The sequence below is a fragment of the Mesorhizobium sp. M4B.F.Ca.ET.214.01.1.1 genome, assembly GCF_004791545.1.
GTDB lineage: Bacteria > Pseudomonadota > Alphaproteobacteria > Rhizobiales > Rhizobiaceae > Mesorhizobium > Mesorhizobium abyssinicae.
The window spans coordinates 537,613-561,776 of sequence record NZ_SRUX01000003.1; the positions used below are offsets into that span (position 1 = coordinate 537,613).

Genomic DNA, 24,164 nt, shown 5'->3' on the forward strand with positions numbered 1-24,164 from the left:
ACGGCCGGCAAGGAGCGGCGGGCGACAACGCCAGGGAGCGGGGAAACGCGATGAAGCGCATCTATGTGGTCGGCACCGCCGACACCAAGGGCGAGGAACTCGCCTTCCTGGCGGACGCGATCGTCGCCACGGGCGCCGCCGTGACCCGCGTCGACGTCGGAACGCGCGCCGCCGCCGTCCCGATCGATGTCACGGCCGAGGAGATCGCCGACCACCATCCCCAAGGCCGCAACGCCGTGCTCGGCATCGACGACCGCGGCAGGTCGGTCGCCGCGATGGCCGCCGCCTTCACCCGCTTCGTCCAGTCGCGCAGCGACATATCCGCAATGATCGGCATTGGCGGCGGCGGCGGCACCTCGATCGTCACCTCTGGCATGCGCGCGCTGCCGCTCGGCCTGCCCAAGATCATGGTCTCGACGCTTGCCTCCGGCGACACCGCGCCTTACGTCGACGTCTCCGACATCGTCATGATGCCGTCGGTGACCGACATGGCTGGTCTCAACCGGCTGTCGCGCGTCGTGCTGCACAATGCCGCCCAGGCGATCTCGGGCATGGCTGCAAAACCCGCACCCGCCTCCGACGGCAAGCCGTCCCTGGGGCTCACCATGTTCGGCGTGACCACGCCTTGCGTGACCGCGATCGCCGACCAGCTGCGCGCCAGCTATGACTGCATGGTCTTCCACGCCACCGGCACAGGCGGCCGCACCATGGAGAAGCTCGCCGATTCGAGGCTGCTCGCCGGCCTCCTCGACATCACCACGACGGAGGTTTGCGATCTACTGTTCGGCGGCGTGCTGCCGGCGACGGAGGATCGCTTCGGCGCCGTCGCTCGCACGAAGCTGCCCTATGTCGGCTCGGTCGGCGCGCTCGACATGGTCAACTTCTGGGCGCCGCCGACCATTCCGGAGCGCTATCGCGGGCGCCTGTTCTATGAGCACAATTCCAACGTGACGCTGATGCGCACGACGCCGGCCGAATGCCGCGCGATCGGCGCATGGATCGGCGAAAGGCTGAGCCGCTGCGAGGGTCCGCTCCACTTCCTGATTCCGGAAAAGGGCGTCTCGGCGCTCGACATCGAAGGCGGCGCCTTCTTCGACCCGGAAGCCGACGCGGCGCTGTTCGATGCCGTCGAGCGTTCGATCCGCCCCAACGCGACGCGGCACGTGACGCGCCTGCCGCTGCACATCAACGATCCCGAATTCGCCAGGGCCGCGACAGCGGCCTTCCTCGATATCGCCAAGAAGTGAGACCCGGACGCATGGCCGCCATTCCGCGCAAGAAAATCCTGGAGAAATTCCGCAAGATGATCGCCGACGGCGTGCCGATCGTCGGCGGCGGCGCCGGCACCGGCCTGTCGGCCAAGGCCGAGGAAGCCGGCGGCATCGACCTCATCATCATCTACAATTCCGGCCGCTATCGCATGGCCGGGCGCGGTTCGGCCGCCGGCCTGCTCGCCTATGGCAATGCCAACGAGATCGTCAAGGAGATGGCCTATGAGGTGCTGCCGGTGGTCAAGAAGACGCCGGTGCTGGCCGGCGTCAACGGCACCGATCCGTTCGTCATCATGCCGCTGTTCCTGGCCGAACTGAAGACGATGGGCTTTTCCGGCGTACAGAACTTCCCCACCATCGGCCTGTTCGACGGCACCATGCGGCAAAGCTTCGAGGAAACCGGCATGGGCTTTGGGCTCGAGGTCGACATGATCGCCGAAGCGCACAAGCTCGACCTCCTGACCACGCCCTACGTCTTCAACCCGGACGAGGCGCGCGCCATGACCAAAGCCGGCGCCGACATCGTCGTCGCCCATATGGGCGTGACGACGGGCGGCTCGATCGGCGCCACTTCGGCGAAGTCGCTCGACGACTGTGTGAAGGAGATCGATGCCATCTCGGCGGCCGCGCGCTCGGTGCGCAAGGACGTCATCCTGCTTTGCCACGGCGGGCCGATCTCGATGCCGGACGATGCCCGCTACATCCTCGAGCGCTGCGAAGGGCTGCATGGCTTCTATGGCGCGAGTTCGATGGAACGGCTGCCGGCGGAGGCCGCAATCGCCAAACAGACGGCTGACTTCAAGGCTGTCGCGGTCGGCGGCGGCAAGGCGACCATCAAGAAAAAGAAGGGATGAGACGATGACCGACAAGAGCAAGGTGTTCGTGTATCCGAAGGACGTCAGCGCCTTCGGCTTCGACTGGGGCAGGCTGGCCCTAACGGTCGCGCCCGAAGTGAATGGCGCGGAGCGTTTTTCCGGCGGCGTCGTCGACCTGCCCTCCGGCAAGGGCCACACCCGCCACAATCATCCCGGCGCCGAAGAAATCATCTTCGTCATCTCCGGTCATGGCGAGCAGATGGTCGAAGACGAAGAAGGCAATCCGGTGGTGGCCAAGGTCGGCCCCGGCTGCACCATCTACGTGCCTGAAAGCCGCTTCCACTCGACGCTCAACACCGGCGACCAGCCGATGCAGCTTTTTGTCGTCTATTCGCCGGCCGGACCGGAGCTTGTGCTGCGCGACCTGCCGGATTTCAGGCTGGTTCCGGCAGGGGAGTGAACCTTCGAGGCTGGCGCCGCCCCTCATTGTCCTGCCGGACATTTCTCCCAGTAGAACGGGGAGAAAGATGCCTTCGTCAACGATTTCGCAAATGGCCGAAGCTGCCTTCTTCTCCCCGTTTTACGGGGAGAAGGTGCCGGCAGGCGGATGAGGGGCGGCGCCGACTTTCAGCCTTATGAAACCCCGCCCCTGTTCCACCCCCGCGCCCGGTCGCCGAACATCACATAGCCGGTGTCCGTCACCGCGACCGTATCCTCCAGCTTGATGAAGCCGCGCGTCGGGTGGAGCATCGTCGTCTCGACCGACAGCACCATGTTCTGTTCCAGCGGCTTCCCGGCGTAGGTGCCTTCATAGGTGACCGGATGGTTGGTCATAAGGAATGGCGCCTCATGCGTGATCAGCCCCATGCCGTGGGCGAAGAAATCCGTGTAAGGCGCGACCTTAGAGGCTTTCAGCACGCCCTCGGCATGGGCGATCATATCGCCGCCGAGCGCGCCAGCCCTGACCTTCGAAAACGCCGCCTGCTGGACGGCTTCGACCTCGGCCAGCAGATCCTCCAGCTCGGCGTCCGGCTCGCCGAGGATGCCCATTCGGCAGAGATCGCCGATATAGCCGTGATAATTGCCGCCGGAATCGATCGACAGCACCTCGCCCTGCTTCCACGCTTGCGGCGAGGCCGCGCGGTTGTGGCTTGAGCCCAGCGTCAGCAGGCAATATTCGAAATGCGCGCCGCGATTGGTCTCCTCGCGCCGCAACTGCTCGATGATCTCGGTCTTGGTCGTGCCTTCACGCGCCCACTGGATGGTCGCCAGCATGGAATCGGTGATCAGCTCCGAGGCGATGCGCAGCTTTTCGAGCTCGGCGTCTGTCTTGATGGCGCGCATGCGCTCCAGCATGCCGGTCGCATCGATGAGCTTCGCGTCCGGCAGCGCCTTGCGGATCAGCGTGTAGGCATCCGACGGCAGGAAGGCCGGCTCGATGCCGATGCGGGCACCGCCCTTGCCGATCTTCTGCACATGCTCGACGGCAAGATTGGCGGCGTCCAGCGTGCCCCAGCAGGCAGCGTGCAGGGTCGGTGTCCAGAACGGGTTGTTCTGGTGCTCGGCGCCCTCCATGCGGTTGCCGATATAGGCGGCACGGTCCGGTCCGCCCTTCTCGTAGACGACGATCGGCAGATAGCGGCTGTGGCCGATCGCATCCATGGCGGCGAAGAAGATGAACTTGTAGCCGCCGAGCAGATATTGCGTGTTGTGCTTGGAAGTGGCGAGCAGCACGTCGATGCCCGCTTCCTCCATCAGCCCGTCCAACCTGGCTTGGTCGAATGGAATGGCGACCGCATTCTTGCCCGGGGCGATGTTCATTTTTTCTCTCCCTGAATGTGCCCGCCGATCGGGCCGGCTCGCCGGCTGGTCTTGTGGCTGATCGTCTGGCTGTCGGCCAAATCTGCACCAGCTCACCACTCTGGTCCAGCCAGAAATAGGAGCCCCTGGCCTGCAGAGACTTCTCAAAGCCAAATCTCGCAGCCAATCGCCATATCTGGTCCTACCAGTCTGGTTGATTGGGCCGCTTCCTGGTCCAGCGGACGAAAATTTCAAAGCCACGCCACCATGCGCCAATTCCGTCTCTGGCGAAACCCTCGGCAAGGGCCATAATCGCCGCCGCAAGGACGTTCGCGGACCCGCTGGCGTCGAGGGGAATTGGCGCCCGCCGGGTGGCGCGGAGGACGGAGGTCGATCATGTCAGCTTTCACCATTTCCAGGCGCACCGTGCTTGCCGGCTCGGCGGCGCTGCTCGCCTCCACCGCCATGCCGGTGATCGGTCGCGCGCAGACGCCGAAGAGGGGTGGCCGTCTGGTCGTTGCCGCCGATTCCGAGCCGCGCAACCTCAACCCGGCGATCGTCGCCTCCAACGGCGTATTCTTCATCTCCAGCAAGGTCGTGGAGACGCTGGCCGAGGCTTCCTTCGACGGCAAGGACGGGCTCCAGCCACGCCTGGCGCTGTCCTGGGAAGGTGCTGCCGACGGCCTCTCGGTGACGTTCAAGCTGCGCGACGGCGTCAAGTGGCATGACGGCAAGCCGTTCAGCTCCGCCGACGTCGCCTTCTCGGCGCTGCAGCTGTGGAAGCCGCTGCAGAATCTCGGCCGCACCGTGTTCAAGGATCTCAGCACGGTCGAAACGCCGGACGAGCTGACCGCCGTGTTCAAATTCGCCAAGCCGACGCCGTTCCAGCTGATCCGCAATGCGCTGCCGGCGCTGTCGAGCGTCGTGCCGAAGCATGTCTATGAGAACGGCAAGATCGAGGAGAACCCGGCCAACAACGCGCCCGTCGGCACCGGCCCGTACAGATTCGCCGAATACAAGGCCGGCCAGTACTACCGGCTGGCGAAGAACGCCGACTACTGGGGCAAGGACGAGCCCTATCTCGACGAGATCGTCTACCAGGTGCTCCCCGATCGCACCTCGGCGGCCGCGGCGCTCGAGGCGGAAGAGATCCAGCTTGCCGCTTTCTCCGCCGTGCCGCTCGCCGATCTCGACCGCATCTCCAAGGTGCCGGGCCTGAAGGTGATCACCAAGGGCTATGAGGGGCTGACCTACCAGCTCGTGGTCGAGATCAATCATCGGCGCAAGGAACTCGCCGACCTCAAGGTGCGCCAGGCGATCGCCCATGCCATCGACAAGGACTTCGTCGTCAAGACGATCTTCCTCGGCTATGCCGCCACCGCGACCGGCCCGGTGCCGAAGAACGACCCGCAGTTCTACACCGCCGACGTGCCGACCTATGCCTTCGATGTCGCCAAGGCCAATGCTCTTCTCGATGAGGCCGGCTACAAGAAAGGCCCCGACGGCAATCGCTTCTCGCTGAAGCTCCTGCCGGCGCCCTATTTCAACGAGACCAAGCAGTTCGGCGACTATTTGCGCCAGGCGCTCGCCGCCGTCGGCATCGACGCCGAACTGGTCAACAACGACTCTCCCGCGCATATCAAGGCCGTCTACACAGACCATGCCTTCGACCTCGCCGTCGGCCCGCCGGTGTTCCGCGGCGACCCGGCGATCTCGACCACCATCCTGGTGCAGAGCGGCATCCCGGACGGCGTGCCCTTCTCCAACCAGGGCGGCTACAAGAACGCGGAGCTCGACGCGCTCATCGCCAAGGCATCGGAGACGCTCGACACCACCGCCCGCACCGAGCTCTACAAGGAATTTCAGAAAAAGGTCGCCGCCGACCTGCCGCTGATCAACGTCGCCGAATGGAGCTTCATCAGCGTCGCGCGCGATACGGTCGGCAACATCGCCAACAACCCGCGCTGGGCGGTATCGAACTGGGCGGACACCTATTTGGCGGGCTGATCCCATACTTGCGCATCGACAGCTCGGGTGCTCAGCTTCGAGAATGAGAGCTCCTTCGCGCCCCCCTCTGTCCTGCCGGACATCTCCCCCACAAGGGGGGAGATTGGCGGCTTTGGCGCCTCGCACTTTCCTGCAGCGTTGCAGGTTGGCGAAAGCCGCGGTGCCAGCTGATCTCCCCCCAAGTGGGGGAGATGTCCGGCAGGACAGAGGGGGGCGCCGTAGAACTCGGCGTTCATGGCTTGGCCTTGGAGCGGCTTCGCCATGACCCGCGCCCTCGCCCTCATCCGCCGCCGTCTCGTCGGCAGCGTCTTTGTGCTTTCGATCGTCATCATCGGCACATTCCTCCTGCTCGAAGCTGCCCCTGGCGACGCGGTCGACGCCTACATCGTCTCGACCGGCGGCGACGCCGGCCTGATCGAGGTGCTGCGCCACCGCTGGGGCCTCGACCAGTCGGAACTGACGCGGCTCGCCAACTATCTTTGGGCGCTCTGCCATCTCGATCTCGGCCAGTCCGTCACCTTCTCGCGACCTATCCGCGACATCATCCTCGAACGCCTGCCCACCACGCTGATCCTGATGGGCAGCGCCACCGCGCTCTCCTTCGGCCTCGGCTCGGCGCTCGGCATCTATGCCGGTGCAAAGCCCGGAAGCTTTCGCGACCGCTTCCTGTCGATCGGCTCGCTGGCACTCTATGCCGTGCCTGGCTTCTGGCTCGGCCTGGTGCTGATCGTCGTCTTCGCCGTCGACCTGCGCTGGCTGCCGATCGGCGGCATCGAGACCATCGCCTCCGCCAAGACCGGCCTTTCGCGGGCCGCCGACATCGCCACCCATCTCGTGCTGCCGGTTTCGGCGCTCGGCTTCATCTACCTCGCGCTTTACCTGCGCATGATGCGTGCCGGCATGGCCGAGGCCTGGCGGCAGGACTTTGTCCTCGCCGCCCGCGCCAGGGGGCTGTCGCGCCGACGCATCGTGCTTGCCCATGTCGCCCGCAACGCGTTGCTGCCGCTCATCACCATGCTCGGCCTGCAGTCGGCGCAGACGCTGGGCGGCAGCGTCGTCATAGAAAGCGTCTTTGCCGTACCCGGCCTCGGCCGTTTGGCGCAGGAAGCCGTCGCCGGACGCGACACGCCGCTGCTGCTCGGCATCATTCTCACCAGCGCCGTGCTCGTCATCGTGATCAACCTCCTGGTCGACCTTGCCTACGCCCTGCTCGATCCGCGCGTCGGCGCCAGTGAGGCCGGCGCATGAGCCGGCTGCATCGTTTCCTTCGCAGCCCGGAAGCGATCGCCGGAACTGCGATCCTCGCCTTGCTATTCGCCATGGCGCTTACCGCGCCGCTGCTCTTTCCCGGCGACCCGCAGGCCATCGCAGGCCCGGCATTGCTGCCGCCATTCCAAGACTGGTCGCTGCCGCTCGGTACCGACCGGCTCGGCCGCGACGTGCTGGCCGAACTGTTCCACGGTGCCCGCACCTCGCTGGCCGTCGGGCTGTCGGCGGCGGGCGCAGCACTCCTGATCGGCGCGGTGGTCGGCACGCTGGCCGGTTTTGCCGGCGGCCTGATCGACGAGGTGCTGATGCGCATCACCGATGCCTTCCAGACCGTGCCCGGCTTCCTGCTGGCGCTGGCCTTCGTCAGCATCGTCGGCCCTTCGCTTGGCGTGGTCGTTGCCGCCATCGCGCTCGGTGCCTGGACCGGACCGGCGCGCGTCGCACGCGCCGAGGTGCTGTCGATCCGCGAGCGCGACTATGTCGCCGGCGCCCGCGTCATCGGCATGCATCCGCTCGAGATCGCCTTTCGCGAAGTGCTGCCCAACGCGCTGCCGCCGGTGCTGGCGCTGTCCTCGGTGATCGTCGCGGCGGCGATCCTGACGGAAGCCGCCCTGTCCTTTCTCGGCCTGGGCGACCCCAACCGCGTCACCTGGGGCGCCATGATCGCCGAAGGCCGCGCCGTCTTGCGCACCACGCCCTTCCTGTCGATCATTCCCGGCATCGCCCTGGTGCTGACCGTGCTCGGCGTCTACCTCGCCGGCGAAGGCGTCGTCGAGACGACGGCGGTGCGGAGAAGCCTGTCGTGACGGCGCTGCTTTCGATCCGCGATTTGACGGTGAGCTATCGCGGCGATGGCCGCGAGGTGCCGGCGCTGAGGGGCGTGAGCCTTGAGATCGAGGCCGGTGAGCGCCTGGCGATCATCGGCGAGAGCGGCTCGGGCAAGAGCACCCTGGCGCTGGCGATTGCGGGGTTGTTGGCGAGGGGTGCCAGGATTGGAGGTGCGATCGAATGGGCGATGCCGAATTTGCAAATGCCTCATTCCTTCGCGCCCCCCTCTGTCCTGCCGGACATCTCCCCCACAAGGGGGGAGATCAGCAGTTCCGTCGCCGGCACTTCTTTTTCAACGTCGATGATCGGCGAAAGCGGTAATGAGAAGGCAATCTCCCCCCTTGTGGGGGAGATGTCCGGCAGGACAGAGGGGGGCGCCGTAGAGCGCCGACCTCTTCATCTTGGCAGCGCAGTACCCCGCCTCGGCCGCGACATCGGCTTCGTCTTCCAGGACCCCTCCTCCAGCCTCGACCCGGTCATGCCCGTCGGCAAGCAGATCGCTGAAGTCGCCCTGACCCATCTCGGCCTCTCCTGGCCGCAAGCCTACGCCCATGCCAAAACCCTGCTCGAACGCGTCCGTCTGCCCGATCCCGACGCCTCCATGCGCGCCTATCCGCATCAACTCTCGGGTGGCCAGAAGCAGCGCGTCGCCATCGCCGCCGCCATCGCTGCCGGACCAAAACTGCTAATCGCCGACGAGGCGACCAGCGCGCTCGACACCATCGTGCAGGCCGAGATCGTGTCGCTCATCCGGCGGCTGGTCGCCGAGGACGGCATGACGCTGCTGTTCATCAGTCATGACATCGCGCTCGCCGCCGAGCTTGCCGAGCGCATCGCCGTGTTCCGCTATGGCGAACTGCTCGAGCTCGGCACGACGGCGCAGATCGTCAACGCCCCGCGCCACGCCTACACGCGCGCGCTGCTCGACGCTCATCTCGGCCTCGACGCCGGACCGCTGCGGCAGGCCGGAGCGCCGGCATGAGCCTGCTCGCCGTCTCCGGTCTCACCAAGCGCTATCGTCGCGGCGGCGGAACCGTCGCCGCCGTCGATGGCGTTGCGTTTGCGATCGAGCCCGGCGAGACGCTGGCGCTTGCCGGCCCGTCCGGCAGCGGCAAGTCGACCATCGCGCGGCTGGTACTCAGGCTGACCGAGCCGGACGCCGGCACCATCCAGTTCGAGGGCGCAGACTTCCGCTCGCTGGGCGGATCTGCCCTGCGTGCGAGGCGCGCGCGCCTGCAGATGGTGTTCCAGGATCCGCTCGCCGCCTTCAATCCGCGCGCCACCGTGGCGCGTGTCTTGGACGACCCCTTGCGCATTCACGGCATTGCCTCGCGCACAGAGCGCCCGCGCCGCATCGCCGCCCTGCTGGAGCGCGTTGGCCTTGGCGCCGATCTCGCGCCGCGCGCCATCCACGAGATCTCCGGCGGCCAGCGCCAGCGCGTCGCCATTGCCCGCGCCATCGCCACCAAACCGTCGCTGATCGTGCTCGATGAGGCCGTGTCGGCGCTCGACGTATCGGTGCGCGGCCGGATCCTGGACTTGTTGCTCGACCTTCAGGCCACGGAACGGATCGCCTACCTTTTCATTTCGCACGATCTCGGCGTCGTCCGCGCCGTCGCCCACCGCCTCGTCATCCTCGATGCCGGCCGGGTCGCCGAAAGCGGCGATGCCCGTGCCGTCATCGGCAATCCGCAATCGGCGATCGGCAGGGCGCTGGTGGCGGCGGCACCGAGATTGAACAGGACCACCGCACCATGACCGACCCCGACGTCAGAGCCGAAAAACTGTCCCGCGAGCTCGATTCCGCTTTCCGCAACCGGGCCGATCTCTACCGTCTCTTCCTCGACGAACTGACGGCCGAACTCGGCGCCGAGAGAGCCGAGGCTGTCATGATCCGCACCATCGAGCAGCGCGGCAAGGAAGTCGCAGCCGCGGCTTTCGCCGATTTCGGCCCCAACGATGCGCCGGCGATCGGCGAGGCGTTTCTGGCCGTCAGCCCGGATGGCGGCCGCATGTACCCGACCGATGTCGAGCGCAACGCGACCCACATCGCCTTCAAGGTGAAGCGCTGTCCGCTGAAGGACGCCTGGGTCGAGGCCGGCGTCGGCGAGGAGAAGCTCGCCACGCTCTGCCGCATCGCCGGCGCCTTCGACCGCGGCCTGTTCGAGGCGACCGGCGTGCGCTTCGCCAACGTCACTTGGACGCCAGGCCACGGCTCCGGCTGCTGCCACATCGCGCTGACCAACAGGGATGCCGGTTAGCCAGCTTGCCGTCGTCCCGCGCGCTCAGTGCTTGATGCGGTCGCGCATCGCATACCAAAGCATGCCGAGCACATAGAGCGGACCGCGCAGCGCCGTGCCGCCGGGGAACGGCAGCGGGCTAAGCGTCGAGAACAGGTCGAGCCGCGAGGCGTCTCCCGTGATCGCCTCGGCCAGCAGCTTGCCCGACAGCGTCGACAGGATGACGCCCTTGCCGGAATAGCCATGCGCGAAATAGACCTCGCCATAGTGCCCGACATGCGGCAGGCGCGACGTCGTCACGGACACCAGCCCGCCCCAGGCATGGTCGATGCGGCAGCCCTTCAGTTGCGGGAAGGTCTGTTCCATATGCGGCCGCACGAAGCCGGCAATGTCGGCCGGCGGCGACGGCGTGTAGCGCTCGCCGCCGCCGAACAGCAGCCGCCCATCCGCCGACATCCGGTAGTAGTTGACCACGAAGCGCGTGTCGGACACCGCGACGTTGGCCGGGATCACATTGCGCTTGCCCTCCAGCGGCTCGGTGGCGACGATGTAGTTGCCGACCGGCATGATGCGGCTGTTGACGCGCGGCTCCAGTCCTTGCAGCAGCGCGTCGCCCGCCAGTACGACATGCTTCGCCCGCACCGATCCTGTCGCCGTCGAGACCCTGATCGAAGGCTCCCGCTCCAGCCGCGCGGCGACCGAATTCTCGTGGATGGTGACACCGGCCGCGACGGCCGCGCGCGCAAGCCCAAGCGTGTAGTTCAGCGGATGCATATGGCCGCCGAGCGGCTCGTACATGGCGCCGTGATAGGGCGTGTCGACTTTGCCGCGCGCTTCCGCCGCCGACAGGATCTCGACGTCGCGGAAATTCATCACGCGGGCCAGGCACTCGGCCTCATCTTCCAGGTCCTTGAGGTCGGAACTGTTCACCGCGCCGACCAGATGGCCGCTGAGCCTGAGGTCGCAGTCGATGGCGTGCCGCTCGATGATGTCGAGCACCAGCCCGCGCGCCTCGAAGGCGAGGTCGAACAGCGCCTTCGCCCGTTCCGGTCCGAAGGCCTTGACCAGGCCCTTGGCGCCCTTGCGCAGGCCGGGGATCATCTGGCCGCCATTGCGGCCCGATGCGCCCCAGCCGATCTTGCCGCCTTCGAGCAGCACCACCTTCAGCCCGCGCTGCGCGGCGTGGAGCGCCGCCGACAGCCCGGTGCAGCCGCCGCCGACCACCACAAGGTCGGCCTCGATATCGCCGATGAGCGCCGGATGATCCGGCGCCGGATTGGCGGTGGCGACATAGTAGGATTTGCCGATATCGAGACCGGAATTGAAACCCGTCGAACTGGAAACCATGGTCACACCTTGAGCAAAAGGTGGTCGCGTTCCCAGGACGTCACCACGCTCTGGAACAGGTCGAGCTCGACGCTCTTGACGCGCAGATAGGTCTGGAAGAAATCCTCGCCGAGCAGCGCCCGCACCGGCGCGCAGGCGGTGAAACGGTCGAGCGCCTCCTCCATGGTCTTCGGCAGCGTGCTCTTGATCTTGTAGGCATTGCCCGACGCTTCCGCCGAGCGCGCGATCTTCTCCTCCACGCCGAGATAGCCCGCGAGCAGCGAGCCGGCGATCGCCAGATAGGGATTGGCATCGGCCCCCGGCAGCCGGTTCTCCACCCGCCGCGCGGCGCGGCCGCCCGCCGGCACGCGCAGGCCGCAGGAGCGGTTGTCGTGCGACCATTCGATATTGGCCGGCGCGCTGTGGTTCGGACGAATGCGCCGGTACGAATTCACGTTCGGCGCAAACAGCGGCATGATTTCCGGAACATATCTCTGCAAGCCGCCGATGAAGTGGCCGAACATCGCGGTGTCGGCATCGTCGCCGCCGGCAAACAGCGTGTTGCCAGCCTCGTCGACAATGGACATGTGCAGATGCATCGAGGAGCCGGCCTGCGCCGCGATCGGCTTGGCCATGAAGGTGGCGTGCATGCCGCTCGCCTGAGCCGCCTGCCTGGTCAGGCGCTTGAACAACAGCACCTTGTCGGCCAGCGCCAGCGCATCGCCATGCAGGAAGTTGATTTCCAGTTGCGCCGTGCCCGACTCATGGATCAGCGTATCGAGCGGCAGCTCCGCGGCCGCCGCATGCGCGTAGATGCGCTGGATCACCGGCTCGAACTCCTCCAGCGCCGCCATGTCGTAGGGATGCTGCACGCTTTCGGCGCGGCCGTTGCGCCCGGCCGGGGCGGTCAGCGGCTGGTCCGGATCGGGATTTGGCGCGGTGAGATAGAATTCGAGCTCCGGCGCCACCACCGCCCGCCAGCCGCGCTGGCGATAGAGATCGAGCACCGCCCGCAGGACGTGACGCGGCGAGGCCATCCACGGGCGGTCGTCCATGTGGAAGGCATCGGCAAAGACATAGGCCTTGCCAGGCCCGCCGCCGGGCGCCAGGCAAAGTGTCGAGACATCCGGCACCATGCGCATGTCCGGGTCCGAATAGGCGAAGCCTTCGTCGATCGAGCCGGAATAGCGGCCGTCAATGCTGACCAGGAAGGCGCTGCTCGGCAGATAGAGCGCGCGGTCTTCCAGCGCCTTCAGGAATTTCGCCGCCGGCAGCGCCTTGCCGCGCAGCACGCCGTTCATGTCGGGCACCAGGCATTCGACTTCGCTGATCGCGTGCGCGGCCAGCCAGCTTTTCGGATCGTTGGCGCCGCTCGTCGGCGGCAGGGTCGTCAGGTGGTTTTCAGGCATTTGGTCATGTCCGTATCAAAGAGAGGATCGCTTCGGCGGCCACATCCGTTCCGGGCTTCAGCGCCATCTGCGCTGCACTGTCCTTCAGGCGGGCGCGCATCGCATCGTCGGCCAGCAGGCCGAGGATCGCTCGCTCCAGTACTCCTTCGGTCCAGCCATCGCGGCCGATATGGTTGCCGACGCCGGTCTCCTCGGCGCGCCGCGCATTGTCGTGTCCGTCCCAGCAATAGGGCATGATCAGCGACGGCACGCCGAAGCGAAGCGCCTCGCAGAAACTATTGTTGCCGCCGTGATGGATGAAGAGGTCCGATTTCGCCACCACCGAGGGCTGTGGGAACCAGGCGCCGAGATAGACATTGTCGGGCACCGCGCGATAGGCATCGCGCAGGCCGCCGACATTGACGATGAAGCGTGCCGGCAGCCGGTCGAAGACGGCAAGCATGCACTGGATCAGCCCGACATCCATGGCGCCCAGGCTGCCGAAGCTGAGATAGACCAGCGGCCCGCCGTTGCGCGGAAAGACCGGCACCTCGAACGGCCCCTCGGAGCGGACGCAGCCCTCGAGATAGGTGAAGCGCGCGGGGTCGAGCGGCTCGGCGCGTTCGCGGCGCACGATGGCCGGCGTCAGCAGCAGGTTGAGATCGGGCGATGCCTCCAGGAACAGGCCCCTCGGCAGCGGCGCGAGGCCTGAATCGGCGCGCAGCCGGTTGAACCGTTCATGCGCCGGGGCGACCGCCGCGAGATAGCGCGCCTCGAAGGCGGCGCGCCCGGGGTCGTCGGCCGCAAGGCCGGAAAGATAGGGCGGCACCTCGGCGTCGGGCAATTCCGTCTCGGCGCAGGAGACGACGCGCACCCACGGGCAGCTTGCGCCGGCGATCGCCGGAAACATGATGACATTGTCGAGCACGACGGCGTCGGGCTTCAGCCGCGCCAGCAATTGCCTGAGCGGCGCCTCGGCCTGGGCCGCCGTGTCGACGATCGCCTGCCATGTCGGCGCGACATAGGTTTCGAGCTGGTCGACCGGGCTCAGCCGGAAATGCGGCAGGTGTCGGCGCACGAAAGCCTGCCAGTAGCTCTGCCGCTCGCTGTCGCTCAGCGGGTCGTTGGTCGGCAGCTGGTATTCCTGAAAGCCGTAATCGGCAAAGACGCCGGAGAAGCCGGCATGGCAGATGAAGACCGGCCGGGCGCCCCTGGCTCGCAAGGCCTGCGCGATGCCGACGCAATTGAGCGCCGCGCCGAAGCTCGCTTCGGGAAACAGCGCTATGGTCGGGCTGGCTTTGCGCGTCACGATGGTCCTCGGTCAATCCGGCCGGCTGATCATGCCGAACAGCGCCGGCGCGCCGCGGCTCGCCGCCCGTGGCCGCTGGCTGCGCGACAGCCTGAGATGCACACGCAACAGATCGGCGGCAACCTCATACTGCCAGCTTTCCAGATGGTCGAGTATGGTGAGGTGCTCGCGCAGCGACTGCTTGAGCCGGAACACGTTGACGCCCGCATAGATGCCGGGCAGCCGGCGTAACCGGAGATGATCGGACAGCGCGTCGGTGATGAACCGGTTGGCCGAGCCGTCGGCGATCATGCCGTGGAACTCGATGTCCAGCCGTTGGAATTCCCTGGTGTCGAAGGCCGCATCGGGCTGCGCCATCAGCGCCTCCATGCCCTGCCGAAGCGCCGCCGCCCGCGCGCCGTCGAGGCTGAAGCCCGGCGTCAATATGGCGGCGGGTTCCAGCAGCAGCCGGAAGTCGTAGCTCTCGCCCTGCGCCTCGGGATCGTCGGGCGCCCGGCGAAACAGCCAGGACTGGCCCGGCGCGCGGTCGACGAGATTCTCTTCAGTCAGTCTCTGAAGCGCTTTTAGTACCGTCTTGCGTTCCGCATCGTAGCGCCGCATCAGCCCGCTGACGGTTACCGTCTGGTCCAGCCGCCGCGCCGAGCGGTCGCGCAGGATCGCCTCGGCCAGTTCGTCTTCCTCCGCATTCGGCAATTCGGTGGCGACAGCCCTTTGCGCCGCGAGGTCGATGGCGAGGCGGTAGCCTGTGGCTGCTTCCCAGCGCACCACGCCCTGTTCGGTGAGCAGGCGCAGCGCCGCCCGCACCGGAGTCCGCGAAACGCTGCAGAGCGAGGCGATCTGTTGCTCGGGAAGGTGGGCGCCGGGCGCGAAGCCGCGCTGCCTGGCAACGTCCAGGATGCGCTGCGCGAGATCGAGATGGTTGGTGCGAGGTCGCCTGGCTGCCGCTTGCATGACTTGTTCTCGTGGATCGGTGCGACCCCGGTTTGGCCGATCGTCCCCGCCGAGGCAATCGGCCAGACTCCGGAGCCGCCTGCCAAATTATGGATTGACGTACTTTTTTCTGCAATAGTACTGTCACTGCAATCGGCAACAAAAGACCGGGGAACAGGATCGAGCCGCGGCGGGAACCGCGAATGCCGGTCCGCCAACGAATTTGACCAACCGGAATGGGAGACTGTCATGACCACCGCCCTGCGGCATCGTTCGTTCAGAACGTCTTCAATCGCGCTCGGCTTCGCTCTGGCGCTTTCGGCGCCGGCGGCCGCCGCCGACCTCGTCATCTCCAACTGGGACGGCTACATGGCGCCCGACGCCATGGCCGCCTTCAAGAGCGCGACCGGTGTTGCCGGCGAGGTCGTGGTCCACGCCACCAATGAGGAGATCATGGGCAAGCTCGTTGCCTCCGGCGGCAAGGGCTATGACGTGGTCTTCGTCTCCTCGCCCTTCGCCGAGGTGCTGAACAAGCTCGGCCTGACCGAGCCGATCGACCATGCCCAGGTCCCCAACCTCGCCAATCTCTATCCAGAAGCGACCAAGCTGCCGCACGATGTCGGCAACGCCTTCTCGGTGCCCTACACCTGGGGCACGACCGGCCTCTGCTATCGTTCGGACCTGGTCAAGGCCGCGCCGACCAGCTGGAGCGACCTGCTGGCGCCTTCCGACGACCTCAAGGGCAAGACCACCATGCTGGCGACCGACCGCTGGCTGCTCGCCGCCGGCCAGCTCGACAAGGGTTTCTCCGTCAACGAGACCGATCCGGCCAAGATGGCCGAGGTCAAGGACCTGCTGATCTCGGCCAAGAAGACCCTGCTCGCCTATGACGACACCACCTTCTATTCGAAGCTGGTGTCCGGCGAGGCGCTGCTGGTGCAGGCCTGGGACGGCTGGTGCAACTACGGCATCGCCGAGAAACCCGAGATCAAATACGTCATCCCGAAGGAAGGCTCGGACCTCTGGGTCGACACGATGGTGGTGATGAAGGCTTCCGAGCACAAGGACGCCGCCTTCAAGTTCATCAACTTCATGCTCGACGCCAAGAACCACGCATGGGCGGCCCAGAACATCGACTACAAGGTGCCGAACAAGCCGGCGATGGAGAGCCTGCCGGCCGACTTCCTGGCCAAATTCCCCAACATGGCGATGCCGGTGGCCGACCTCGTCAAGTTCGAGCAGTTGCGCGACGTCGGTGACGCCCAGCGCGACTATTCCAAGATCGTCAGCGAGATCAAGGCCGCGCAGTAGGCGCTTGCAGCCCAGAGACAATGGCCGATGGCGGGCTGTCGCCGTCGGCCGCTGAGCGGTATCGAAAATTGTCCCAGACCAGACTTCGCTCCAACCTGCTGATGGCGCCGGCTTTGGCCTGGCTGACCGCGCTCATGGTGGTGCCATGCGCGCTGGTGCTGGCGCTCGCCTTCTTCCGGCGCGGCATCTATGGCGGCATCGAATACACTTTCACGCTGGAGAATTTCAGCCAGGTCCTCGACCCGCTCTATGCCGGCATCTTCCTCAATTCGGCGCGCATCGCCGGCACCGCAACGCTGATCGCGGTCATCATCGGCTACGCCGCTGCCTATGCGATATCAGCAGCGCCCCGCCGGCTGCAGCCGGTCTTCCTGTTCTTCGCCGTGCTGCCGTTCTGGTCGAACTATCTGATCCGCACCTATGCCTGGATCGTGCTGCTCAACCGCGAAGGCCTCGTCACCCAGTTGCTGCGCTGGATCGGCTACACCGGCGAGCCGCCGTCGATGCTCTACACCGAGGGCGCCGTCATCGCCGGCCTGGTCTACAACTACCTGCCCTTCGTCATCCTCGCCTGCTACGCGCCGCTGTCGCGCCTCAACCCGGAGCTGGCGGAGGCCTCGCGCGACCTCGGCGCTTCGGCGCTGACCACCTTTCGCCGCGTCATCCTGCCCCTGACGGTGCCGGGCATCGCCGCCGGCGCGGTCTTCGTCTTCGTGCTGTCGATCGGCAATTTCGTCACCCCCGCTCTGCTCGGCGGCGGCCGCTTCCAGATGATCGGCAACCTGGTCTACGACCAGTTCCTGACCGCAAATGACTGGCCGTTCGGCGCCGCTCTCGCAATGGCGCTGATCGCCATCATGCTCGCGGTGCTGATGGCGCAGGCTTTGCTTGCCGACCGCGCCGCCGGCCGAACCAGGGAAGCCGAGGGAGGCGCCGATGGCTGAGCGCTGCCTTGCTTCTGTCTCCCCGTTCACGGGGAGAAGGTGCCCCGAAGGGGCGGATGAGGGGCGGCGCCAGCCTTTGCGACGCTCAGCGCTGCCCCTCATCGGCCTGCCGGCATCTTCTCCTCGTAAACGGGGGGAAGGAGGCTGTCCGGCCACTCGCCTCCTGACCGTCGGAGGGCAGCCATGACGTCATCGCCTGCCCGCCTTCTCGGCCTGCGGACGATCCTCGTCCTCGTCTTCGCCTTCCTCTACATCCCGATCGCCGTCCTGGTGGCGCTCTCCTTCAATGCGGGCGGACTGCCGACGGCATGGTCCGGGTTTTCGCTGAAATGGTACGCCTCGCTCGCCGGCAATACGGCGATCCTGCAGGCAGCGCTGAACACCCTGATCGTGGCGCTGGTTTCGACCGCCATCGCCACGCTGCTCGGCACGCTGCTGGCGATCGGCATCGAGATGCGCCGGCAGTACGGCAAGGGTCTCGAGGCACTGATCTTCGCGCCGATGATCATCCCCGACATCGTGCTCGCCATCGCGCTGCTGTCGTTCTTCTCCATGCTTGATGTCACCATGGGCCTGCACACCATCATTCTCGCCCATGTCGTCTTCAACCTCGCCTTCGTCTGCTCGGTGGTACGCGCGCGGCTGAAGAGCTTCGACTGGTCGATCGTCGAGGCCTCCGCCGATCTCGGAGCCTCCGCGCTCACCACCTTCCGGCGGGTGACCTTGCCGGTGATCCTGCCGGCGGTGGTCGCCGGCGCGCTGCTCGCCTTCACGCTCTCGGTCGACGAGTTCATCATCGCCTTCTTCACCGCCGGGGCCGGGCGCGCCTCGACCACGCTGCCAATGCAGATCTATTCGATGATCCGCTTCGGCATCACGCCGGAGATCAACGCACTGGCGACCATCGTCATGGCGGTCTCGATCACCGCGCTCACCCTTTCGCAGCGGCTCAATCGTGGGGTCATCGGCCAATGAGCGAACCGCGCACGCTGCTCCGGATCGATCGCGTGTCGAAGAATTTCGGCCGCGTGAGGGCCGTCGACGGCATTTCGCTCGACATCCGCGAGAATGAGTTCTTCGCCCTGCTCGGTCCCTCCGGCTGCGGCAAGACAACGCTGCTGCGCATGCTGGCCGGCTTCGAGACGCCGAGCGACGGCCAGATTCTGCTCGACGGCCGCGACATCGCCCGCACGCCGCCCAACAAGCGGCCGGTCAACCTGATGTTCCAGTCCTATGCGCTGTTTCCGCATATGAGCGTCAGGGCCAACGTCTCCTACGGCCTCGAAATGGAGCGCCTGCCGGCGGCCGAGATCCGCAGCCGCGTCGACGCCATCCTGGCGACGACCGAGCTCGTGCCTTTCGCCGACCGCAAGCCGGAGCAATTGTCTGGCGGCCAGAAGCAGCGCGTCGCGCTCGCCCGCGCTCTGGTCAAGCGGCCGCGCCTGCTGTTGCTCGACGAGCCGCTCGGCGCGCTCGACAAGAAACTGCGCGGCGCCATGCAGCTCGAACTGAAGCGCCTGCAGCACGAGGTCGGCATCACCTTTGTCATCGTCACCCACGACCAGGAGGAATCGCTGGTCATGGCCGACCGCATGGCGGTGCTGAAGGATGGCAGGCTGCTGCAATGCGACACGCCGCACGCGATCTACGAGCATCCTTCCGACCGCTTCGTCGCCGACTTCATCGGCGTGATGAATTTTGTCCCCGGCCGTGCTGACGCCAACGGCGTCCAGGCGACGAATGGCACGAAGATCACCGGTAAGGTTCCGGCGACACTTTCGTCGGGCGCCTCGGCTGTCGCCGCTGTGCGGCCCGAACGCATCCGGCTGTTTCCGTCGCCCGACACCGCCAACCGCGTTGCCGGCACGGTCGAGGCGCTCGCCTATCAGGGCCTCGACCTGCAGGTGCATGTCCGCACCGCTCTTTCGCAAAAGCCGTTCCTGGTGCGCGTCACCGCCGATGCCGCCGACCGCCGGCCGGTTGCCGCCGGCGACCGGATCGAGCTCGGCTGGGACGCCGCCGATGTCAGAATTTTCGCAGATTGATGGAGATTGAAACCATGGGGCAGAAGACCATCGCGTTTTTCCCGGAAGCGGCCTTTGGACCGGCGCTCAATTCCGTCGGCATCGCCCAGGCGGTCGAGGCGCGCGGCCACAGGGCGGTGTTCCTGTCCGATCCGGGCTTCGTCGACGTCTACAAGGGCTACGGCTTCGAGGCGCATCCGGTGAACCTCTCCGAGCCGATGCCGCCGGAGCAGATGGCCAAATTCTGGGAGGACTTCATCAACGGCCACATCCCGAACTTCCGCAAGTCGCCCTACGACCAGGTCGACAACTACGTGAAGGATTGCTGGACGGCGATCGTCGACAGCGCCAAATGGGCGCAGAAGGATCTGCCCGGCGTGCTCGACAAGATCAAGCCCGACGTCATATCGGTCGACAACGTCATCCTGTTTCCGGCGATCAAACAATACGGCAAGCCCTGGGTGCGGGTCATCTCCTGCTCGGAAAACGAGATCGAGGACGAAGACATCCCGCCGCATCTTTCCGGCTGCGCCGAGAACGACCATGCCGGCCACAAGCGCTACCGCGACCATTTCAACGCGGTGATCAAGCCGATCCATGACGACTTCAACGCCTTCCTCGCCGCCAATGGCGAGGCGCCCTACCCGATCGGCCAGTTCTTTGAGGCCTCGCCCTATCTCAACCTGCTGCTCTATCCGCAAGCGGCGAAGTTCAAACGCCGGCACCCGCTCGACCCGGCGAAATTCCAGTATCTCGAGGGCTGCGTGCGGCAAGAAAAGCCCTACGCAATACCGACCTTCGCCAGGAACAATGACGGACCACTGCTCTACGTCTCGTTCGGCAGCCTGGGGGCCGGCGACGTCGACCTCCTGAAGCGCATCATCGCTGCGCTCGGCAAGACGCGCTACCGGGCGCTGGTCAATGTCGGCGGCTACAAGGACCAATACACCGATGTGCCCGGCAACGTCATCGTCGACGGCTGGTTCCCGCAACCTTCGGTGATCCCGCAGGTCGACGCGGTGATCCACCATGGCGGCAACAACTCCTTCACCGAGTGCCTCTATTTCGGCAAGCCGGCGATCATCATGCCCTATGTCTGGGACGGTCACGACAATGCCACCCGCGTCGGCGAGATCGGCTGCGGCTTCGGCATCCCGCGCTACGACTGGAGCGATGCCGAGCTGATCGCGAAGATCGAGGCCTGCCTCACCGATCCGGCGATCAAGGCCACGCTCGCCAAGGCATCGGCGCAGATGCAGTCGCAGAACGGCCCCGAGAAGGCTGCCGGGCTGCTGGAGCAGTTGCTGTGACCTCCTCCGCCCCGCACCTCCACCAGGCCTCGACCCGCGCCGATCTCGTCGACTGGGGCGCGCAGCCTGACGCGCTCGAAGGCGCTTCGCACTCGACCGGCAGGCTGGTGCACAAGGGTCCGAACAACCAGCCGGAATCCGGCATCTGGGTCTGCACGCCGGGACGCTGGCGGCTCAAGATCCCGCGCGACGAGCTCTGCCACTTCGTTTCAGGTCGCGCCACCTACAAATCCGACGACAGCGAGGTGCTAGAGGTGACAGCCGGGACGGTGGTGCTGTTCCCGGCCTGCTGGAGCGGCGAATGCACCGTGCATGAGACCATGCGCAACGTCTACATGCTGGCCTGAGCGAGGAACTTGACATGCCGACACCGCACTGGCCGAAGGCCTCGACCGTGGAACTGGACGACTGGGGCGCCGGCGCCAACTCAATCGCCGGCTCACCGCGTGCGTCGGGCAAGGTCCTGTTCCAGCATGCGGACGGATCGAGCGAATGCGGGCTGTGGTCCTGCACGCCCGGCACGCGCCACATCACCTTCGCCGTCGACGAGTTCTGTCATTTCCTGTCCGGGCGCGGCAGCTACATCCACGAGAATGGCGAGGCGATCCCGGTCGCGGCCGGGACACTGGTCTTCTTCCCAGCCGGCTGGACCGGCACTTCCGAAATCACCGAAACGCTGACCAAGGCCTTCATGTGCCGGTAAGCAGCCAACGAAATCCAGGATAAGATCGATGACCACGCCGACCATGCAATCGCCGCTCACTATTGTCGACCTCGTCGACTGGGGCGTCATCCCGACGATGATCGAGGGCCAGTCCCACACCTCCGGCAAGCTGCTCTACAAGGGGCCGGAAGGCCGCTCGGAATGCGGCCTATGGGTCTGCACGCCGGGCAAATGGCACTGCCACGTCACCCGCGACGAGTTCTGCCATTTCCTCGAGGGGCGCTGCACCTATGTGCATGAGTCCGGCGAGGTGATCGAGATCGAGCCTGACACGGCGGCGTTCTTCCCGCAGGACTGGAAAGGCGTCTGCACCGTCCACGAGACGATCAAGAAGGTCTACATGATCCGCTGAGCGGACCCGGAGGATTGTTTCATGGAATTCTCGCCCGACCGTCCGGTATACTTCGTCAATCCGGACTACCGGCCGACCACCGGTGCGCAAAAACCGGTGATCGATCCGGCAACGCTGGAGACGGTCGGCGCCATCGCTTCGGCCAGCGACGGCGAGATCGATGCCGCACTGACCGCCGCGACAACGGCGCAGGCGGCGTGGAAAAGACTCGACGCCAAGAGCCGCGCAAAACATTTGCACGCGGTGGCCAATGCCATCGAGGCGGCGGACTTCACCCGCTGCGCCGAGCTGATGGTGCGCGAGATGGGCAAGCCCTATCCGGAAGCGATCGGCGAGATCGCCAATTGCGCGCCGATCTTCCGCTATTATGCCGAGATGGCGCGAGACGAGGCCGGCAAGGTCGCCGGCACGACGCAGGCGGGTTCGTTCCAGTATGCGCGCTACGAGCCCTACGGCGTCTCGGTCCACATCATGCCCTACAACTTCCCGATCCTGCTGATGTGCTGGACGGTTGCGGCCTCGCTCGCCGCCGGCAATGCCTGCGTGATCAAGCCGGCCGAGGCGACGACGCTGTCGACGCTCGACTACATGACGGTGTTCCGTTCGCTGCCAGAAGGCCTCGTCTCCTGCCTGCCCGGCGGAGCCGCCACCGCGCAGGCGCTGATCGCCTCCGACCGCACCCATGCGGTCGCCTTCACCGGCTCGGTTGCCGCCGGCAAGGCCGTCGCGGTGGCGTGCGCCGAGCGCATGAAGCCTTGCGTCATCGAGGCCGGCGGCAGCGATCCGCTGATCATCTCGGAACACGCCCCGCTCGACGTCGCGGCGGCCGGCTCCGTCACCGCAGCCTTCCACCTCACCGGCCAGGTCTGCACCTCGGCCGAGCGCTTCTTCGTCGTCGATGCCGTGCACGACCGCTTCGTCGATCTGTTCGCCGCAAAGACCCGGGCGCTGAGGATCGGTAACGGCCTGGACAGGACCGAGATCGGCCCGCTGGTCAGCGAAGCCGCACGCGCCAAGGTCATGCGCCTGGTCGACGACGCGGTTCGCAACGGCGCCAGGGCGGTGACGGGCGGGCGCATCCCGCCGGCGCACAACACCGGCTGGTTCTACGAGCCGACGATCCTGAGCGGCGTCACCCCGGACATGGCGATCGTGCGCGAGGAATGTTTCGGGCCGGTCGCCGCGATCTGCCGCGTGAAGGATTTCGACGAGGCGATCAGGCTTGCCAATGACAGCCCCTTCGGTCTCGGCGCCTCGGTGTTCACCACCGATCTCGCCGAAGCGCACGAGGCGGCCGAACGGCTCGAGGCCGGCATGGTCTGGGTCAACAACCCGCTGATCGACAACGACGCGCTGCCTTTCGGCGGCTGGAAGGCTTCCGGCCTCGGCCGCGAGCTCGGCCGCCAGGGGCTCGACGCCTTCCGCCGCTCGAAGATGGTGATCATCGACCACAAACCCGAGATCCAGGGCTGGTGGTACCCTTACCCGGACAGCTGGTTTCGCGACACCGGCGGCCGCAAGCACGTGTAAGGCGAGCCGGGGGACCCCCTGGCTCAGCCGATGCTTTCGCCGCCGTCGACCACCAGCGCCTGCCCGGTCATGAAGGACGAGCGGTCGGAGACGAGGAACAGGATCGCTTCGGCGATCTCGTCGGCGCTTGCCCAGCGCCCCATCGGGATCTTGGTCCGGACATAGTTTTCGATCGCTTCGCGCCCGCCCATCTGGGCGATGAACGGCTCGTTGAACGGCGTGTCGACCCAGCCAGGGCAAAGCGCGTTGATGCGGACATTGTGCCTGGCATAGTCGAGCGACATCTGCCTGGTCATCGCCACCACCGCATGCTTAGACGTCGCATAGGCGATCATCTCGCGGTCGTAGAAGACCCCCGAATTCGAGGCGGTGTTGAGGATGACGCCGCCGCCCTGCGCGATCATCGTCGGCATGACCGTCTTGGCCGCGAGGAATTGCGCCCGCACGTTGATGCGCCACGAGGCATCCATGCCGTCGACGCCGACTTCGATGAGCGAGCCGCCGACCTGGATGCCGGCATGGCTGTGCAGGATGTCGATCCGGCCATGCCTGCCGAGCGTGCCGGAGATCAGTGCCTCGACCGCGGCATCGTCGCCGACATCGGTCGCGACCGCTTCGGCGCGGCCGCCGGCTTGGCGGATGTCGGAGGCGACGGCCTCGCCGGCGGCCCGATCGCGGTCGGCGATCACCACTGTCGCCCCTTCCCTGCCCATGATCGTGGCGCCGGCGCGCCCGATGCCGGACCCGGCTCCGGTCACGACGGCAATGCGGTCTTTCAGGATCATG

24 protein-coding genes are annotated in these 24,164 nt (G+C 66.3%); 18 read left to right on the plus strand and 6 right to left on the minus strand.

What is annotated here, in order from left to right; translation table 11 throughout:
• Positions 1–50 precede the first annotated feature (50 nt).
• From EN857_RS09045 to EN857_RS09055, 3 genes are read left to right on the plus strand one after another with little or no spacing between them, the layout of a single operon-like run.
• Positions 51–1,247, plus strand: a complete 1,197-nt coding sequence (locus tag EN857_RS09045; protein WP_127393377.1) for a Tm-1-like ATP-binding domain-containing protein — start codon at positions 51–53, stop codon at positions 1,245–1,247.
• An 11-nt stretch (positions 1,248–1,258) separates the two neighbouring features.
• Positions 1,259–2,125: a phosphoenolpyruvate hydrolase family protein gene (locus EN857_RS09050; RefSeq protein ID WP_127393378.1), complete on the plus strand. Its 867-nt coding sequence runs from the start codon at positions 1,259–1,261 to the stop codon at positions 2,123–2,125.
• 4 nt (positions 2,126–2,129) lie between these two features.
• Positions 2,130–2,546 (plus strand): cupin domain-containing protein, encoded by a 417-nt coding sequence (locus EN857_RS09055; protein WP_127393379.1) that lies wholly within the window; start codon positions 2,130–2,132, stop codon positions 2,544–2,546.
• Between the two features lie 173 nt (positions 2,547–2,719).
• Here the strand turns inward: EN857_RS09055 and EN857_RS09060 are convergent, their stop codons facing one another.
• The gene (locus EN857_RS09060) at positions 2,720–3,907 is read right to left on the minus strand and encodes a Xaa-Pro peptidase family protein (RefSeq protein WP_128346248.1); all 1,188 of its coding nucleotides are present in this window, start codon (positions 3,905–3,907) and stop codon (positions 2,720–2,722) included.
• A gap of 375 nt (positions 3,908–4,282) precedes the next feature.
• Here EN857_RS09060 and EN857_RS09065 point away from each other — a divergent pair, with 375 nt between their 5' ends.
• The 6 genes from EN857_RS09065 (at position 4,283) to EN857_RS09095 (ending at position 10,251) form a co-directional block, all read left to right on the plus strand.
• Complete coding sequence (locus EN857_RS09065) at positions 4,283–5,893, plus strand: ABC transporter substrate-binding protein (protein WP_127393015.1); 1,611 nt, start codon at positions 4,283–4,285, stop codon at positions 5,891–5,893.
• A gap of 261 nt (positions 5,894–6,154) precedes the next feature.
• Positions 6,155–7,141 (plus strand): ABC transporter permease, encoded by a 987-nt coding sequence (locus tag EN857_RS09075; protein WP_127393016.1) that lies wholly within the window; start codon positions 6,155–6,157, stop codon positions 7,139–7,141.
• On the plus strand, positions 7,138–7,968 hold the full coding sequence (locus EN857_RS09080) for an ABC transporter permease (RefSeq protein ID WP_127393017.1): 831 nt from the start codon (positions 7,138–7,140) through the stop codon (positions 7,966–7,968). The genes EN857_RS09075 and EN857_RS09080 overlap by 4 nt, the downstream gene beginning before the upstream one ends.
• Positions 7,965–8,972 carry an ABC transporter ATP-binding protein gene (locus tag EN857_RS09085; RefSeq protein WP_187331320.1) on the plus strand — a complete coding sequence of 336 codons (1,008 nt, stop codon included), beginning with the start codon at positions 7,965–7,967 and terminating at the stop codon, positions 8,970–8,972. The genes EN857_RS09080 and EN857_RS09085 overlap by 4 nt, the downstream gene beginning before the upstream one ends.
• Complete coding sequence (locus tag EN857_RS09090; protein ID WP_127312005.1) at positions 8,969–9,748, plus strand: ATP-binding cassette domain-containing protein; 780 nt, start codon at positions 8,969–8,971, stop codon at positions 9,746–9,748. The genes EN857_RS09085 and EN857_RS09090 overlap by 4 nt, the downstream gene beginning before the upstream one ends.
• The gene (locus EN857_RS09095) at positions 9,745–10,251 is read left to right on the plus strand and encodes an L-2-amino-thiazoline-4-carboxylic acid hydrolase (protein WP_127393018.1); all 507 of its coding nucleotides are present in this window, start codon (positions 9,745–9,747) and stop codon (positions 10,249–10,251) included. Before EN857_RS09090 ends, EN857_RS09095 begins: the two co-directional genes overlap by 4 nt.
• A gap of 24 nt (positions 10,252–10,275) precedes the next feature.
• Here the strand turns inward: EN857_RS09095 and EN857_RS09100 are convergent, their stop codons facing one another.
• From EN857_RS09100 to EN857_RS09115, 4 genes are read right to left on the minus strand one after another with little or no spacing between them, the layout of a single operon-like run.
• Positions 10,276–11,577 carry an FAD-binding oxidoreductase gene (locus EN857_RS09100; protein ID WP_128274196.1) on the minus strand — a complete coding sequence of 434 codons (1,302 nt, stop codon included), beginning with the start codon at positions 11,575–11,577 and terminating at the stop codon, positions 10,276–10,278.
• 2 nt (positions 11,578–11,579) lie between these two features.
• The gene (locus tag EN857_RS09105; RefSeq protein WP_127311873.1) at positions 11,580–12,965 is read right to left on the minus strand and encodes a glutamine synthetase family protein; all 1,386 of its coding nucleotides are present in this window, start codon (positions 12,963–12,965) and stop codon (positions 11,580–11,582) included.
• A 4-nt stretch (positions 12,966–12,969) separates the two neighbouring features.
• Positions 12,970–14,253, minus strand: a complete 1,284-nt coding sequence (locus tag EN857_RS09110; protein ID WP_135858324.1) for a glycosyltransferase — start codon at positions 14,251–14,253, stop codon at positions 12,970–12,972.
• A gap of 12 nt (positions 14,254–14,265) precedes the next feature.
• Positions 14,266–15,204 carry a GntR family transcriptional regulator gene (locus EN857_RS09115; protein ID WP_127285924.1) on the minus strand — a complete coding sequence of 313 codons (939 nt, stop codon included), beginning with the start codon at positions 15,202–15,204 and terminating at the stop codon, positions 14,266–14,268.
• Between the two features lie 228 nt (positions 15,205–15,432).
• Here EN857_RS09115 and EN857_RS09120 point away from each other — a divergent pair, with 228 nt between their 5' ends.
• The 9 genes from EN857_RS09120 (at position 15,433) to EN857_RS09165 (ending at position 23,378) form a co-directional block, all read left to right on the plus strand.
• Positions 15,433–16,494 carry a spermidine/putrescine ABC transporter substrate-binding protein gene (locus EN857_RS09120; protein WP_127285925.1) on the plus strand — a complete coding sequence of 354 codons (1,062 nt, stop codon included), beginning with the start codon at positions 15,433–15,435 and terminating at the stop codon, positions 16,492–16,494.
• Positions 16,495–16,595: 101 nt separating this feature from the next.
• A complete protein-coding gene (locus EN857_RS09125) occupies positions 16,596–17,438 on the plus strand; it encodes an ABC transporter permease (protein ID WP_127312151.1) in 843 nt (280 codons plus the stop codon).
• Positions 17,439–17,621: 183 nt separating this feature from the next.
• Complete coding sequence (locus tag EN857_RS09135) at positions 17,622–18,413, plus strand: ABC transporter permease (protein WP_127394250.1); 792 nt, start codon at positions 17,622–17,624, stop codon at positions 18,411–18,413.
• Positions 18,410–19,483: an ABC transporter ATP-binding protein gene (locus EN857_RS09140; RefSeq protein ID WP_127394251.1), complete on the plus strand. Its 1,074-nt coding sequence runs from the start codon at positions 18,410–18,412 to the stop codon at positions 19,481–19,483. The genes EN857_RS09135 and EN857_RS09140 overlap by 4 nt, the downstream gene beginning before the upstream one ends.
• Positions 19,484–19,497: 14 nt before the next feature.
• Entirely contained in the window at positions 19,498–20,772 is a 1,275-nt protein-coding gene (locus EN857_RS09145) for a glycosyltransferase (RefSeq protein WP_128346506.1), read from the plus strand.
• Positions 20,769–21,119, plus strand: a complete 351-nt coding sequence (locus tag EN857_RS09150; protein ID WP_127393752.1) for a cupin domain-containing protein — start codon at positions 20,769–20,771, stop codon at positions 21,117–21,119. The genes EN857_RS09145 and EN857_RS09150 overlap by 4 nt, the downstream gene beginning before the upstream one ends.
• Positions 21,120–21,133: 14 nt before the next feature.
• Positions 21,134–21,475: a cupin domain-containing protein gene (locus EN857_RS09155; RefSeq protein WP_127393753.1), complete on the plus strand. Its 342-nt coding sequence runs from the start codon at positions 21,134–21,136 to the stop codon at positions 21,473–21,475.
• Between the two features lie 28 nt (positions 21,476–21,503).
• A complete protein-coding gene (locus EN857_RS09160) occupies positions 21,504–21,848 on the plus strand; it encodes a cupin domain-containing protein (RefSeq protein ID WP_127285932.1) in 345 nt (114 codons plus the stop codon).
• Positions 21,849–21,869: 21 nt separating this feature from the next.
• Positions 21,870–23,378 (plus strand): aldehyde dehydrogenase family protein, encoded by a 1,509-nt coding sequence (locus EN857_RS09165; RefSeq protein ID WP_127393754.1) that lies wholly within the window; start codon positions 21,870–21,872, stop codon positions 23,376–23,378.
• A 23-nt stretch (positions 23,379–23,401) separates the two neighbouring features.
• On the opposite strand, the gene EN857_RS09170 is transcribed toward EN857_RS09165, so the two are convergent.
• Positions 23,402–24,163 carry a glucose 1-dehydrogenase gene (locus EN857_RS09170; protein WP_127393755.1) on the minus strand — a complete coding sequence of 254 codons (762 nt, stop codon included), beginning with the start codon at positions 24,161–24,163 and terminating at the stop codon, positions 23,402–23,404.
• Between the last annotated feature and the right edge of the window lies 1 nt (position 24,164).